Origin of the sequence: Actinoplanes sp. HUAS TT8 (assembly GCF_051380535.1) — a bacterium.
Taxonomy (GTDB): domain Bacteria; phylum Actinomycetota; class Actinomycetes; order Mycobacteriales; family Micromonosporaceae; genus Actinoplanes.
In genome coordinates this window covers 8,301,835-8,315,847 of sequence record NZ_CP195646.1, presented here as the reverse complement: position 1 = coordinate 8,315,847, position 14,013 = coordinate 8,301,835, and the positions used below count along the sequence as shown (strand labels likewise).

Sequence of the window (14,013 nt, the reverse complement as noted above, 5' to 3'; positions counted from 1 at the left end):
CTACGCCCGGCCGCGAGCGGTAGAAACGAGTAGTGATCGACCGGACCGGACTGGCCGAATTCCTCCGGCGCCGCCGTGAGGCACTGCAACCCGAGGACGTGGGCCTGCCGCGCGGGCCGCGACGCCGTACCGGCGGGCTGCGGCGCGAGGAGGTGGCCGCGCTGTGCCACATGTCGGCCGACTACTACGCGCGGCTGGAACGGGAACGCGGGCCGCACCCGTCCGAACAGATGATCGCCTCGATCGCGCAGGGGCTGCACCTCTCGCGCATCGAGCGTGACCACCTGTTCCGGCTGGCCGGGCACCGCCCGCCCACGCCGGGCACGGCCGTCGAGCACATCAGCCCGGGGATGCTCCGGGTGCTCGACCGCCTGGTCGACACCCCGGCCGAGATCGTCAGCGAGCTGGGCGAGACGCTGCGGCAGAACGCGCTCGGCGTCGCGCTCACCGGCGACACGACCCGGTTCACCGGGCCGGCCCGCAGCATCGTCCACCGCTGGTTCACCGACCCGGCCACCCGCGCGCTGTACGCGCCCGAGGACCACACGTTCCTGTCCAGGATGTTCGCCTCGGGCGCGCGGGAGATCGTCACCCTGCGCGGACCCGACTCCCGGGCGGCGCGGCTGGCCGGCGGCCTGCTCGCGGCCAGCGACGAGTTCCGGGCGCTGTGGGACGCGCACGAGGTGGGTATCCGGCCGGACGACGTCAAACGGTTCATCCACCCCGAGCTCGGGCGGCTGGAGCTGAACTGTCAGACGCTGATCGACCCGGGGGAGTCGCACTACCTGCACGTCTTCACGGCCGTGCCGGGGAGTGAGAGCTACGACAAGCTGCGGCTGCTGGAGGTCATCGGCGCGGCCGGGCTCACCGGGCTCACGTCATGATCTTGGCCGGCGGGCTCACCGGGCTCACATCAGGATCTGGACCCACGGGCTCATCAGGGTGAACTGGGCGGCCGTCACGGTCTCGCCACCGTCGCGGACCCGGTCGGCGATCTTGCCCTGGGCGGCCGACATGGTCTGCGTCCCGAGCGGCAGGAACTGGGCCGGCCCGCTCGCCGGCGAGTACAACGCCCAGTACTGATAGTGGGTGAGCGTCAGGTAGACCCGCTTGTTGACGTAGTCGAGCACCACCTTGGTGTTGTGCTCGCCGTTCGAGCCGGTACCGGTGTACTCGGCCAGGCCGCGCGGGCCGTCGGCCGGGTTGACGATCGACGAACCGGCGCCGCTCTGCGAGTTCACCGTGTAGTCGTCGTGCAGAGCCCGCGCATCGGCCGGGACCTGGTTCCGGATGTGCGCGCGGTCGCCCGGCGTGACGCCGGTGCCGGGAAGTTTCCCCTGATCGTCCTGGTGCCAGCTGCGCAGCGTGCCGGGCGCGGTCGGGCTCTTGACCCGCCGGTCCTTCTCGTTCTGGGTGCGCTCGTCGACGACCGTGCCGCTCTCCAACTGGTAGCGCACGTCGAAGAGCAGGTTGAGCAGCGGCCGGGGCAGCATCGCGGTCGCGGTCGCCCACGGGAGCTGCTTCACCGCCGGCTCCGAATTGGACCGGGCGGCGGCCCCGACCGAGGTCCGGAGACCGGCCGCCACCAGGGGCGGACCGGCCTGGCCCCACATGTCGTCGTCGTTGGCCCAGGTCGTGCCGGCCCGCGAGCGGGTGTGCTCGTAACCGTTCTGCGGCTCCACGCTGTACCGGTGATCGCGGTTCGGCATGTCCTCCAGCACCGGCTGCATCGCGGTGAGCAGGGCGTCGAGCTCGTCGGCGACCGCGCCGACCTGGTCGGTGTCGTTCAACGGGGCCAGCCCCTGGGCGATCGCCCGGAACCGGGCCTTGAGCGGGCGCGGATCCGGCGCGAACGATGTGGCCAGCGCATAGTCGTCCTTGACGGCCCAGTGCATGTAGTCCACGAACTCCAGCTTGGTGAGCTGGGAGGCCTGGGGGCGCGCCGGATGACGGCCCGCGGAATACCCCTGGGGCGTCACGGCGGTGACCCGCTGGATCGGCGCGGCATCACGTCGCAGCAGCTCGCCGGCGGCCGCGTTGCCGATCGTGCGCTGCAGAAGATGCGCCCGGGCCACGTCCGGTGCAAGATGTGTCCTGTTCGGACTCCGAACCGCCCCGAGACTCGGCCGGGGCTCCTGCGTGGGCGCGGTTCGTCCGTGGTGCATCCCGCCAGTCAACACGGTCGCACGGCCCCGGACGGGTAAGCGCTCGGGCACCGTTTCTGCCCTCCGCGACGTCCCGATGGACCTAGGCGTGACCCGATCTCCCGGCGAGGCTGGCAGGGTCCACCATCACGGGTTTGAAGGGGTTCCGCATGCCGACGTACCTGTCTCCCGGCGTCTACGTGGAGGAGGCGCCGAGCGGTTCGCGCCCCATCGAGGGTGTCGGCACCGCCGTGACGGCGTTCGTGGGATTCGCCGAGAAGGGTCCCTTCCACACGCCGACGCTGGTCACCAACTGGAGCCAGTACGTCCAGGTCTTCGGCGGCATGATCGAGGGCACCTACCTGGCGAACTCGGTGTACGGCTACTTCGCGAACGGCGGCGGCGTCGCCTACGTCGTGCGGGTCGGCGCCCCGGCCACCGGCTCCACGGCGTCCAGCAACGGCCAGAAGTCGCTGCCCGCGGGCACGCCGGCCCCGGTCGGCACGTTCCGGGCGGCCGCGCTCCCCGGCGGTGGCGAGGTCACCGTCGAGATCGCCGACCCCGAGGGTGAGAGCACCGGCGACGACCAGTTCCGGCTGATCGTGCACCAGAACGGCCAGCAGGCCGAGGTGTTCCAGGGCTCGTTCCGCCGCCGCGGCGACAACAACGTGGTCACCCAGGTCCGCGAGCACTCCAAGCTGATCACGCTGGAGGAGGCGGCCGCGGCCAACGCGCTGGCCCGCCCCGCGAACCAGACGGTCACCCTGCCGGCCCCGGCGCCCGGCGCCGACGTGGTCCCGGCCACCGTCTCGGTCGACGAGTTCGCCGGCGACCTCGACACCCGGTCCGGACTGGGCGGCCTGGAGGCGATCGACGAGGTCACCATGGTCGTCGCGCCCGACCTGATGGCCGCGTACCAGCAGGGGTCGCTCAGCCTCGAAGAGGTCAAGGCCGCGCAGCTCGCCCTGATCTCGCACTGCGAGCAGATGGGCGACCGGCTGGCCATCCTGGACACCCCGCCCGGCCTCAGCGCCCAGCAGGTGCGCGTGTGGCGGCAGGAGACCGCGGGCTACGACTCGAAGTTCGCCGCCCTCTACTACCCCTGGGTCAAGGTCTTCGACCCGGCCGGTGGCCGCAACGTGATGATGCCGCCGAGCGGCCTCGTCGCCGGACTCTGGTCGCGCAGCGACAACGAGCGCGGCGTGCACAAGGCGCCCGCCAACGAGGTGCTGCGCGGCGTCGTCGACCTGCAGAACAACATCACCAAGGGCGAGCAGGACCTGCTCAACCCGATCGGCGTGAACTGCATCCGGACGTTCCCGGGCCGCGGCGTACGCGTCTGGGGCGCCCGCACCCTCTCGTCCGACCCGGCCTGGCGCTACATCAACGTGCGCCGGCTCTTCAACTACATCGAGGAGTCGATCCTGCTGGGCACCCAGTGGATCGTCTTCGAGCCGAACGACCAGCGGCTCTGGGGCACCATCCGCCGCAACATCAACGCGTTCCTGACCGAGGAGTGGCGTCGCGGCGCGCTGTTCGGGGCGACCGCGGCCGAGTCGTTCTACGTCAAGTGCGACAGCGAGACGAACCCGCCCGAGGTCATCGACCGCGGCCAGGTCGTGTGCGAGATCGGCATCTGCCCGGTCAAGCCGGCCGAGTTCGTGATCTTCCGGCTCTCGCAGTTCTCCGACAGCACCAGCCTGGTCAACGAGTAAAGGTAGGCAGCGAAAATGGCCGGTGGCGACACCCTCATTGTCCACAGCTTCTCCGTGGAGCTCGGTGGAATCCAGGTCGAGTACGTGCAGGAGGTCAGCGGGCTGACCTTCGAGCTCGACGCCATCGAGGTCCAGCAGGTGACCCCGACCGGCGAGCTGGTCATCCGCAAGATCCCGGGCGCGCGCAAGGGCGGCGAGTGCACCATCACCCGCGGCCTCGACAAGAGCAGCGCGTTCACCGAGTGGATCAAGAAGACGTTCCTGAACGGCGCCGTCGACGACGCCCGGAAGCACATCAGCATCATCATCAACGACTCGCAGCGCCAGGAAGGCCGGCGTTTCGAGCTGACCAACGCGTGGGTCAACAAGTGGGAAGGCCCGAGCCTCAAGGCCGGCGACTCCACCGCCGCCACCGAGAAGGTCACCGTGGTCTACGAGGACATCAGCACGTCATGAGACGGCGCAGCGCGGAACTCGACCCCGTGGTGGTTCCGGCCGCGCCGCCGCCTCCGCGGTTGCAGACCGAATTCACCTTTCAACTGCCGCGGGGGTACGTCGACGAGGACGGCCAGGTGCATCGGGACGGCTCGATGCGCCTGGCCACCGCGCGGGACGAACTGGCGCCGCTCATCGACGTGCGGGTCAAGCAGAACCCGGCCTACCTGTCGGTGGTCCTGCTCAGCCTCGTGGTGACCCGCCTCGGCACGATCACCACGATCCGCACCGAGACGATCGAGCGCCTGTTCGCCTCCGACCTGGCGTTCTTGCAGGACCTGTACCGGCGGATCAACGCCGAGGGTCACACCTTGGCCGAGGTCACCTGCCCGAACTGCGACACGTCGTTCGACGTCGACCTGGCCGGCAGCCGCCTGGGGGAATCGTGACGTACGGGACCGACCGGCTCCACGAGGAGGTCGCGTACGTCGCCTACCACTTCCACTGGCCGCGGACCGAGATCCTCGGACTCACCCACGCCGAGCGGTCCCGCCACGTCGAGGAAATAGCGCGCATCAACACCAGGATGAACGAGGTTCGGTAACACCATGGCGGTTTGGGACAGGCTGCGGCGGCGCGGGCCGCAGACCACGCCCGCCCCACCGCCGGACCCGGCGGCGGTCGCGGACAACGCCGACCCGGGCTGGACCTCGCTGCCCGCGCTACGCCCGACCTCCTCCGGCGGAGTCTCCCTGCTCAGCGACGGTGCCCGCTTCACCGCCGCCCTGACAACCCAGCAAAACCCTTCCTTCGGTACGGCCATAGCCCCGTCCCGCGACGCCACAGCCCCACCCGGCGTCATCCGCGACCTGCTCCGCCCCACCGGAAGCCCCCGCCCCGCCCCGTCAGCCACCCCCACCCCGCCAAGCCGCCCGCCGGCCGCCACCCCCGCCGCGAATCGTCCTTCGGCCGCTCCCACAGCGAATGGTTCTTCGATCGGGGCTCCGACGGCGAACCGCTCCTCGCGCGCCGCTCCGGTGGTGAACCGCGCGGCCGCCCCGCTCGCGACGAACGCGACTTCGGAAACCCAGCCCGAGGCCACCGGATCCCCGGCTCCCGGCTCCCGGCCGGCTGGCTCCGGGACCTCGACCAGGGCTTCGGCAAGCGGGACCTCGACCAGGGCTTCGGCAAGCGGGACCTCGACCAGGGCTTCGGCAAGCGGGACCTCGACCAGGGCTTCGGCAAGCGGGACCTCGACCACGGCTTCGGCAAGCGGGATCTCGTCGTCGTCGAGCGGCCCAGCGCACTCGGGTGGCACGGCGTCGTCCCCCGCGAAGGCGCCTTCCAGCAGCTCACAGCGTCCCGTGGTGCCGGCGCGGGCCCCAGCACGGACCCGTTCGCTGGTATCGGGCCACCCGGTCGAGCCGGCGCGACGCCTGCCCGTCCGGCCCCGCCCGCCGCGGACCACGTCGCCCACCCTCCCGGTAGCCCGCCAGCCCGAGCCGAGCACGACTTCCGGCGACATCGATTCCCCTGGCCCGGCCCAGCGCCCACCGGCCGACAATCCAACTCGGACAGACGACGCTCGCCCGGCGAGACCCCACCCCACCCCCGAAGTCCGTCCCACCCCTGAGGCTCGGCCTGCCCCCGAGGCTCGGCCTGCCCCCGAGGCTCGTCCCGTGCCTGACAGCACGGCCCCGGCGCAACGCACGCGTGAGTACCCGCCCGCGGCTCGCGCATCGGCTGAAGGCTCGCCCACCGAGCGTCCGCTCGCGGCACCGGGTTCGCCCGAAGGCTCGCCCGCGGTACAACGCACGCCTCAGCATCCGCTCGCGGCTCGCGGCTCCGCTGAGGGCTCGCCCGCGGTGCAACGCGCGCCGGCACCTCCGCTTGCGGCGCAAGGTCCAACCGAGGGTTCGGCCGCGGTACAACGCGCGTCTGATCACCCGCGTGCAGGGCAGGGCTCGCCCGCGGCGCAACGCCGGGCTGAACGTTTGCCTGCGGCGGAGCGAGCGGTCGAGAAGCCTCGGCTGCCGGTGCAGCGTTCCTCCGAGACCCCTCTCGCCGGTAAGTCCCGACCCCTCGGCCTCGGCGAACCGATGGACGGCGGAGTCCCGGCCACGGCCCGTTTCGGCCCGGCGGAGTCGACCCGCCCAGCTGGCGCCACCGGCTGGCCGCAATCACCCCGATCCGGTCCCACCCCGCCCGTAGTAGCCCAGCGATCCCCGGATCCCCGCACCACTCCCGGATCACCAGGCGTCTCCCGCCCAGCCATTTCCGGCACCGGCCCAGCATCGCCCGCACCCGGTTCCCGCAGCTCCGGATCGCCTGCCGCCGGTTCGCGCGGCCCGGCGTCGTCCGTGGCCAGTTCTCCGGGCTCGGTGTCGTCCGGGGCGGGTTCTCCCGGCTCGGCGTCGTCCGGGACGGGCTCGGCCGGCTCGGTGCCCGCCGAGACCGGTTCGGCTTCGGCGGGATCGCCGGATGGAACGGGTACGCCCCCGGGCCCGCCGCCGGTGGTGACTGCCCGCCCGATTCAGCGTGATCCGCTGCCCGGCGCAGAGGCAGCAACCTCCTCAGCCGAACTGTTCCGAACCCGATCAGCCGACTCGCCACCCCCAGCGAGCCGGCCCGCAGGTCATTCCGCTCCCGTCCCGGGAAGCCCTTCCGCCCCAGCACGCCCGGGCACCCCCTTGGCTCCCGCAAGCGCGGCACCCAGCGGCGATTCAGCGTCGAACGACAAGCCTGGGAATCCGGCCGTCCGACCGACCCCGACATCGGATCCCGGCAACTCCCGCCGGGCCGGGCTCGGTGCCCCACTCGCCACCCCTCCTTCGTCGATGTCGCCCGCGCCACCTGCCGCCCGCGCCGACGGTGGCGGAAACCGGACCCCTCTGCAGCGCGCACCCTCCTTCGCCCCTAAGACGTCACCGAACCCTCGTCCGGTTGTCCCCACCGACCAGCCAATCGCGGCACCGAATCTGCCGATGGCCCCGGCCTCGACCCCCGGCCCTGCGGATACGGCGCACGCACGGGCCACTGACAACGCCGCCCAGCCGACGAGCGCGTTCTCGCAGCGACCGGTGGTCCAACTCTCGCCACGACGAGGCTCCCCGCCGGCCGACCAGGACCTGCCGACGTCAGCCCGACAAGCGGTCTCGATCCGGCCGGCCGTCCCGCGCACGGCCAACCCGGCACCCGGCCCACGCACCGCGAATCCAGCTGCCGGTGCGCGTGCAGCCGACCAAAGCTTCCGGCCACGCGCTGTCGACCCGAGCGCCCGCCCGCACCCCGCCGCCCCCGAGGCTCGCATCGGGGCAGCGCGCGGCAACCTGATCCAGCGCGCCGCCCACCCGATCGGACCGCTCCCACCGGCGCCGGGAAGAGCGGATGGCGCTGCTCACGGCGTACCGAATCAGGGATTGCAGCCGCAGCGAACCGGCCACCCGGACCACAGCCGCGGCGCCACGACGCTGCGGCAATCACATTCGGTCGAGCGACCGTTTGTGATCAGCCAACAGGACGCTCCGCCGCCGGTCGTTCAGCGGGCTCCCGCTCCGCAGCCGGCACCGAAGGCGGCCCCCAAAGCCCCTCCGGCCCAGCGTTCATCCGCGCCGTCGACGCCCGCCAAAGCTCGGCCCGCCGCCCCGGCCGCTATTCCCGCCCCGGATCTGGATGCCCTGCTCAAACGCCTTGAGCCAAGGCATGTCGACGCGATCCTCAGTCGCTTCGACGACAAGCAGCTGACGAAGCTGGTCCGGCTCCTGCAGCGCGAGCACCTCGACGAGTTGGCGCACCGCTTGACCGATCCGGTCCAGCGTCTGCTCCGGGCCGAGATGCGCACCAGCCGCGAGCGTTCCGCCCGGTTGCGGGACGGCTGGCGATGACAGCGAAAGCAGCGACCGCGCCAAAAGACCAGGCAAAAGCCAAGGCAAAAGCCAAGGCAAAGGCCAAGGCAAAGGCCAAGGCAAAAGCCGGAGTAAAGGCCGAGGCAAGGACCGCGGCAAAGCCCGGAGCGAAAGCCGGGCCAAGGGTTGGCGAACGCGCCGAGACCAGGCAAAAGACGAAGCGGCCGCAGCCGCACGGAACAGGGGCGAGATGAGCGGCGATCCGGGTACCAGCGTCCACTTCCGCCTGCGCATCGACAGCATCGACCTCGGCGAGTGGAACACCTGTGACGGCCTGGGCATCCAGGTCGAGCTGGAGGAACACCAGGAGGGCGGCAACAACGATTTCGTCTGGCAGCTGCCGTCGCGTCTGGTCTACACGAATGTGACCCTGACCCGCCCGCTGACCGCCGACACCGCCAAGGTCTTCTCCTACCTCTCCAAGCTGCCGCAACGTGTCCGCCGCGGTTCGGCCGAGATTGCCGCGCTCAAGCCGGACCGGTCGTTGCTGGTCCATTGGGGACTGGCCGATGTCGTGCTGGTGCGCTGGTCGGGTCCGAGCTTCGACCCGTCTCGTTCCGAGGTCGCCTCGGAGAGCATCGAGTTGGCCTATCACGGTTTCACCGAGGTGAGCGGCTGATGGCGCGGACCGGGAAGGTGGCCGCCGGCCTCCAGTTGTTCCAGCCTCCGCCGGCCGGTGGGGATCAGCCCGGTGGGCCGCTGGGCGGACCGATCACGTTCATGTTCAATCCGAACGAGCTGGCGTTGTCGAAGTCGGCCAACTGGATTCCGCACGTGGCGCGCGCGGCCGAGGACGTCGGTGTGGCCGAGTTCAGCGGTTCCGGCCCTCGTACGCTCAATCTCTCGATTTTCCTGGATGCCACCGACACGCACGATCGATCGGTCCAGGAACGCGTGGAGAAGCTTTTGACCTGCTGCGTTCCGACCAAGGCGAGTATCGCGGCGAAAGCGCCGTCACCGCCCTGGGTCAAGTTCACGTGGGGGCAGTTCCAGACGGTTTCGTTCTATTCGTACGTCAGCCAGATCGACGCCAATTACAAGCTTTTCGATCCCGACGGTACGCCGTTACGGGCCACCTGCACGCTGACCCTGACCGAGATCAGCGGCTCGACCCCGGGCCAGAACCCGACGTCGGGGGCGCTGACCGCGCAGCGGGTGCACCGGCTGGTGGCCGGGGACACGCTGGAGATGCTGGCCTACCGGGAGTACGGCGATCCGACCATCTGGCGTGTGATCGCCGAGGCCAACGACCTGGACGACCCGGTGCGCCTGCGCCCGGGGCAGCAGCTGCTGCTGCCGTCGGTGGAGGGCTGACGGGTGGGCGCCGGCACCGATCACGTCAACAATCTTCAGCTGGGCCTGCCCGGTCAGCTGCCGCGCAAGTGGGAGCGGCGACTGGTTTCGGCCACCGTCGAGGACAGCAGCAATCTGGCCGCCGTGGCCGAGCTGCGGTTCCGGGACGAGCACGGCGTCTTCTACTCGGAGAACAGTGTCGCGATCGGGACCCGGGTGACGGTGCGGGTCCGCCGCGGCCGTACGGCATCGGTGATGCTCTTCAAGGGTGAGGTCGTGACCCTGGAGTCCCAGCATGACGGGCACGGCACGTTCTCGGTGATCCGCGCGCTCGACCTGTCGCACCGGCTGATGCGCGGCCAGCGGGTGCGCAGTTTCGTCAAGCAGACGCCGTCGGTGATCGCCCAGCGCCTGGCCGCCGCGGCCGGCCTGCCGATCGGCAAGATCGACTCGTTCACCCGCTCGTACGAGATGATCACCCAGCCGAACGTGAGCGACTGGGAGTTCCTCAAGATGCTCGCGGTCGACAACGAGGCCGAGGTCGCGGTGATCGACGGCAAGTTCTACTTCCGGACCAGTGAGCGCGCCTCGTCGGCGCCCGGCACCGGACTGACCGCCGACCAGAGTCCGAAAGTGATCGAGGCCGGCAACAACGTGCTGGCGGTGCGCTCCACGGTCACCTCGGTCGGGCAGATCCCGACCGTGACCGTGCGCGGCTGGGATCCGGCCCGCAAGAAGTCGATCAAGACGGAGTTGCCGGTCACCGACAGCACCGAGCTGGACATCAAGACCACGCCGCGCAAGGCGATCCAGCCGTTCGGCAGCGGCGGCGCCGGGTTGAACGTGACCGACGTGCCCTACGAGACCGAGGCCGAGACCCGGGTGGTGGCCCGGGCCGTGGCCGCCGACGTGACCGCGGCGCTGGCCGAGGTCGAGGTGGGCGTGCGCGGCCGGCCCGAGCTGCGCGCCGGCGTGCCGATGACGCTGAAGAAGATCGGCACCGAGTTCGACGGCAAGTACACGATCACGTCGAGCCGGCACGTCTTCGCGCCCGGCTCGGTCTACGAGACCTGGGTGACGGTCAGCGGACGCCAGGACCGGTCGGTGTTCGGCCTGGCCGGGGGCTCGGCCGCGCCCGCGCGCCCGGTCCGCGTGCCGGGGATGGCGATCGGCATCGTCACGGACACCAAGGCCACGGCCAAGGATCGGAACCAGGGTTGGGTCCGGCTGCGTTTTCCCTGGCTGACCGACGACACCGAATACCAGACCGATTGGGTACGGACGGTGCAGCTCGGCGGCGTCGGCGGGGGAGGAGTCTTCAGCCCCGACATCAACGACGAGGTCCTGGTCGGTTTCGAACAGGGATTGCTGGACCGGCCGTACGTCATCGGCGGTTTGTACAACGGCAAGGACAGCCCCTCGCCGCACCAGTCGGACCTGATCGACGGCACGACCGGCAAGGTGAACCGGCGCTCGTTCGCGACCCGGGCCGGCGACCGCGTGGAGCTGCTCGACTCGCGGCTCAACCCGAAGGGGATCCGGCTGGCCACGGCCAAGGACAAGCTGGTCGTCTTCCTGGACCGGGGCAACAAGAAGATCGTGGTGCACGCCGACGGAAAGATAGAGATCGATGCGACAGGCGCCATCGAGGTACGGGGCAACGGCATCACCCTCGACGCCGGGCGCGGCGACCTGACCCTCAAGGGCCGGCGCGTCGAGGTGGCCGGCGCCATCGAGGCCGACATCCACGCGCCCATCGTGAAGCTGAACTGAGGAGCCGCTCATGCCGCACTTTCCCGCCGCCCGGCTCGGCGATCCGATCAGCGACCTGGCCGCCCCGATGGTGCCCGGCCCGCCCACCGGTGTCCTCGGCATGCCCGGCCCGCCCCCGCTGGCCGGCGTGCCGACCGTGCTGATCGGCGGCAAGCCGGCCGCCGTGGTCGGCAGCGCCGGCGTCTGCACGCCGCACTACGAGCTGCTGGTGACCAACGTCGTCCGGCCGCCGACGCCGCCCCGGATCGGCGGCCAGGTGCTGATCGGCGGCTTCCCGGCGGCCCGCCAGTTCGACCAGCTGGTGTGCAACGCCCGGATCGTCGCCGGCGCCCCGAACGTCCTGATCGGAGGGTGACGTGGCCGAACAGTTCATCGGCAACGGCTGGGCGTTCCCGCTGCGGGTCGACGCGACCGGCGGGATCGCTCTGGTCAGCCGCGAGCGGGAGATCGCCGAGGCGATCCGGCTGATCCTGGCCACCGCGCCCGGCGAGCGCCCGATGCGCCCCGAGTTCGGGTGCGGCGTGCACGACTACGTCTTCGCACCGGCCGACGAGAACACGGCCGGACGGATCGCCTTCGAGGTGCGCCGCGCGCTGGACCGCTGGGAACCCCGGATCGACGTGGCCGACGTGGTGGTCGGCTTCGACGACGAGGACGCGGGCGTGCTCTACATCGACGTCCGCTACACCATCCGGGGCACCAACGACCCGCGCAACCTGGTCTTCCCGTTCTACGTCATCCCGTCGCACGACGAAGAGAGCGCCGCCTGATGCCGCTGCCCGCACCGAACCTGGACGACCGGCGCTTCCAGCAGCTCGTCGACGAGGCCAAGAGATTCATCCAGCAGCGCGCGCCGGAGTGGAGCGACCACAACGTCTCCGACCCCGGTGTGACGCTCATCGAGGCGTTCGCGCACATGGTCGACCAGCTGCTCTACCGGCTCAACCGGGTGCCGGACAAGAACTACCTGGCCTTCCTCGACCTGATCGGGGTCCGGCTGTTCCCGCCGGCCGCGGCCCGGGGCGGCGTCACGTTCTGGCTGTCCGGCCCGCAGGAGCAGCTCGTCGTGGTCCCGGCCGGCGCCGAGATCGCCACCGAGCGGACCAGCACCGAGGACGCGGTCGTCTTCACCACCGTGGCCGACCTGGCGATCGTGCCGAGCCGGCTCACCCGGCTGCGCCGGCACCCGGCCGCCGGCCCGCCGGTCGACCTGCTCGACGACGTCACCGAGGGCCGGGACACGCCGGTCTTCCAGACGACCCCGGCGGTCGGTGACAGCCTGCTCGTCGGGCTCTCGGCCGCCGTGCCGTCCTGCGCGGTGCTCCTCGAACTGGACAGCCGGGTCGAGGGCGTCGGCGTCGACCCGCGGCAGCCACCCCTGGTCTGGGAGGCGTGGACCGGGGACGACTGGGCCGCGTGCGACGTCGACCGGGACGACACCGGCGGCCTCAACCGGCCGGGCGACGTCATCCTGCACGTGCCGGCCGGGCACTCCCCGTCGGTGCAGGGCGGGCAGTCGGCCGCCTGGCTGCGCTGCCGGCTCGTCCAGCCGGAGCCGGGCCAGCCGTTCTACGTGCAGCCGCCGACCGTGCGCTCGGTCGTGGTGTCGACCATCGGCGGGACGGCGGCGGTCATGCACGCCGAGACGGTCGCCGACGAGATGATCGGGGACTCCGAGGGCGTGCCCGGCCAGCGGTTCGTGATCGCGCGGCCGCCGATCGTGGCCGACGGCGAGCCGATCGTGGTCGAGACCTCGGACGGCGACGCCTGGACGCGCTGGACCGAGGTGGACAGCTTCGCCGGGTCGGAACCGTTCGACCGGCACGTGACCGTGGACCGGACCAGCGGGGAGATCGGTTTCGGGCCGGCCGTCCGGCAGGCCGACGGGACGCTGCGGCAGTTCGGGGCGGTGCCGACGGTCGGCGCCCGGGTCCGCGTGCGGAGATATCGCACGGGCGGCGGTCGGCGGGGCAATGTGGCCCGGCGGGCGCTGACGGTGCTGAGGACCTCCATCCCGTACGTCAGTGAGGTCGAGAACCGGGGTCCCGCGCTCGGCGGCGTCGACGGCGAGACCGTCGGCGAGGCCCGGATGCGTGGACCGGTGCAACTGCGGGCGCAGGACCGGGCCGTGACCGCGGCCGACTACGAGCTGCTGGCCCGGCAGGCGGCGCCCGCCGCGGCCCGCGTCCGCTGCCTGCCCGCCGGGGACGGCAGCGACGCCGGGGGCGTGCGGCTGCTCGTCGTGCCGGCCGCCGTGCCCGACGAGACCGGACGCCTCCCGTTCGAGGATCTCGTGCCCGACGACACGATGCTGGCCACCATCGCGGCCGACCTGGACGCGCGACGGCCGATCGGGGCCCGGCTGGTCGTCGAACCGCCGTACTACCAGGGCGTCACCGTCGTCGCGCGGCTGCGGCCACGGGCTGACGCCTCGGCCGTACGGCTGCGGGCCCAGGCCGAAGAGGTGCTGTACCGCTATCTCGACCCGATCCACGGCGGACCCGACGGGCAGGGCTGGCCGTTCGGGCGGCCGGTGCACTCCGGCGAGGTGTTCGGGGTGCTGCAACGGCTGCCCGGCGTCGAGGTGGTCGAGGAGGTGCGGATGTTCCCGGCCGACCCGCTGAGCGGACGCCGCGGTGACGAGGTGACCCGGATCGAGCTGGACCGGCACGCGCTCGTCTTCTCCCACCAGCACCAGATCCGGGTGGAGGAGCGATGAGCGGGCTTCGGAGTGACTCCGCCGGCGGG

General features: G+C 71.4%; 13 protein-coding genes. 11 read left to right on the top strand and 2 right to left on the bottom strand.

What is annotated here, in order from left to right; all coding sequences use genetic code 11:
* Positions 1–32 precede the first annotated feature (32 nt).
* Positions 33–884, top strand: coding sequence for a helix-turn-helix transcriptional regulator (locus tag ACSHV8_RS36875; protein ID WP_436523574.1), 852 nt, complete (start codon positions 33–35; stop codon positions 882–884).
* 24 nt (positions 885–908) lie between these two features.
* Here the strand turns inward: ACSHV8_RS36875 and ACSHV8_RS36870 are convergent, their stop codons facing one another.
* On the bottom strand, positions 909–2,075 hold the full coding sequence (locus tag ACSHV8_RS36870) for a hypothetical protein (RefSeq protein WP_436523572.1): 1,167 nt from the start codon (positions 2,073–2,075) through the stop codon (positions 909–911).
* Between the two features lie 239 nt (positions 2,076–2,314).
* Between ACSHV8_RS36870 and ACSHV8_RS36865 the strand changes: the two genes are divergently transcribed.
* From ACSHV8_RS36865 to ACSHV8_RS36850, 4 genes are read left to right on the top strand one after another with little or no spacing between them, the layout of a single operon-like run.
* The gene (locus ACSHV8_RS36865; RefSeq protein ID WP_436523570.1) at positions 2,315–3,859 is read left to right on the top strand and encodes a phage tail sheath family protein; all 1,545 of its coding nucleotides are present in this window, start codon (positions 2,315–2,317) and stop codon (positions 3,857–3,859) included.
* 15 nt (positions 3,860–3,874) lie between these two features.
* Positions 3,875–4,315 carry a phage tail protein gene (locus ACSHV8_RS36860; RefSeq protein ID WP_364487506.1) on the top strand — a complete coding sequence of 147 codons (441 nt, stop codon included), beginning with the start codon at positions 3,875–3,877 and terminating at the stop codon, positions 4,313–4,315.
* Positions 4,312–4,743 carry a hypothetical protein gene (locus tag ACSHV8_RS36855; protein ID WP_436523568.1) on the top strand — a complete coding sequence of 144 codons (432 nt, stop codon included), beginning with the start codon at positions 4,312–4,314 and terminating at the stop codon, positions 4,741–4,743. Before ACSHV8_RS36860 ends, ACSHV8_RS36855 begins: the two co-directional genes overlap by 4 nt.
* On the top strand, positions 4,740–4,898 hold the full coding sequence (locus tag ACSHV8_RS36850) for a DUF6760 family protein (RefSeq protein WP_436523566.1): 159 nt from the start codon (positions 4,740–4,742) through the stop codon (positions 4,896–4,898). Before ACSHV8_RS36855 ends, ACSHV8_RS36850 begins: the two co-directional genes overlap by 4 nt.
* A gap of 2,998 nt (positions 4,899–7,896) precedes the next feature.
* Here the strand turns inward: ACSHV8_RS36850 and ACSHV8_RS36845 are convergent.
* On the bottom strand, positions 7,897–8,202 hold the full coding sequence (locus ACSHV8_RS36845; RefSeq protein WP_436523564.1) for a hypothetical protein: 306 nt from the start codon (positions 8,200–8,202) through the stop codon (positions 7,897–7,899).
* A gap of 187 nt (positions 8,203–8,389) precedes the next feature.
* Between ACSHV8_RS36845 and ACSHV8_RS36840 the strand changes: the two genes are divergently transcribed.
* From ACSHV8_RS36840 to ACSHV8_RS36815, 6 genes are read left to right on the top strand one after another with little or no spacing between them, the layout of a single operon-like run.
* Positions 8,390–8,818 carry a phage tail protein gene (locus tag ACSHV8_RS36840; protein ID WP_436523560.1) on the top strand — a complete coding sequence of 143 codons (429 nt, stop codon included), beginning with the start codon at positions 8,390–8,392 and terminating at the stop codon, positions 8,816–8,818.
* Positions 8,818–9,513, top strand: coding sequence for a CIS tube protein (locus ACSHV8_RS36835; RefSeq protein ID WP_436523558.1), 696 nt, complete (start codon positions 8,818–8,820; stop codon positions 9,511–9,513). The genes ACSHV8_RS36840 and ACSHV8_RS36835 overlap by 1 nt, the downstream gene beginning before the upstream one ends.
* Positions 9,514–9,516: 3 nt before the next feature.
* Entirely contained in the window at positions 9,517–11,265 is a 1,749-nt protein-coding gene (locus tag ACSHV8_RS36830) for a VgrG-related protein (protein ID WP_436523556.1), read from the top strand.
* Between the two features lie 10 nt (positions 11,266–11,275).
* The gene (locus tag ACSHV8_RS36825) at positions 11,276–11,620 is read left to right on the top strand and encodes a PAAR domain-containing protein (protein ID WP_436523554.1); all 345 of its coding nucleotides are present in this window, start codon (positions 11,276–11,278) and stop codon (positions 11,618–11,620) included.
* A 1-nt stretch (position 11,621) separates the two neighbouring features.
* Positions 11,622–12,035 (top strand): GPW/gp25 family protein, encoded by a 414-nt coding sequence (locus ACSHV8_RS36820; RefSeq protein WP_436523552.1) that lies wholly within the window; start codon positions 11,622–11,624, stop codon positions 12,033–12,035.
* On the top strand, positions 12,035–13,984 hold the full coding sequence (locus ACSHV8_RS36815) for a putative baseplate assembly protein (protein WP_436523550.1): 1,950 nt from the start codon (positions 12,035–12,037) through the stop codon (positions 13,982–13,984). Before ACSHV8_RS36820 ends, ACSHV8_RS36815 begins: the two co-directional genes overlap by 1 nt.
* Positions 13,985–14,013: the final 29 nt, after the last annotated feature.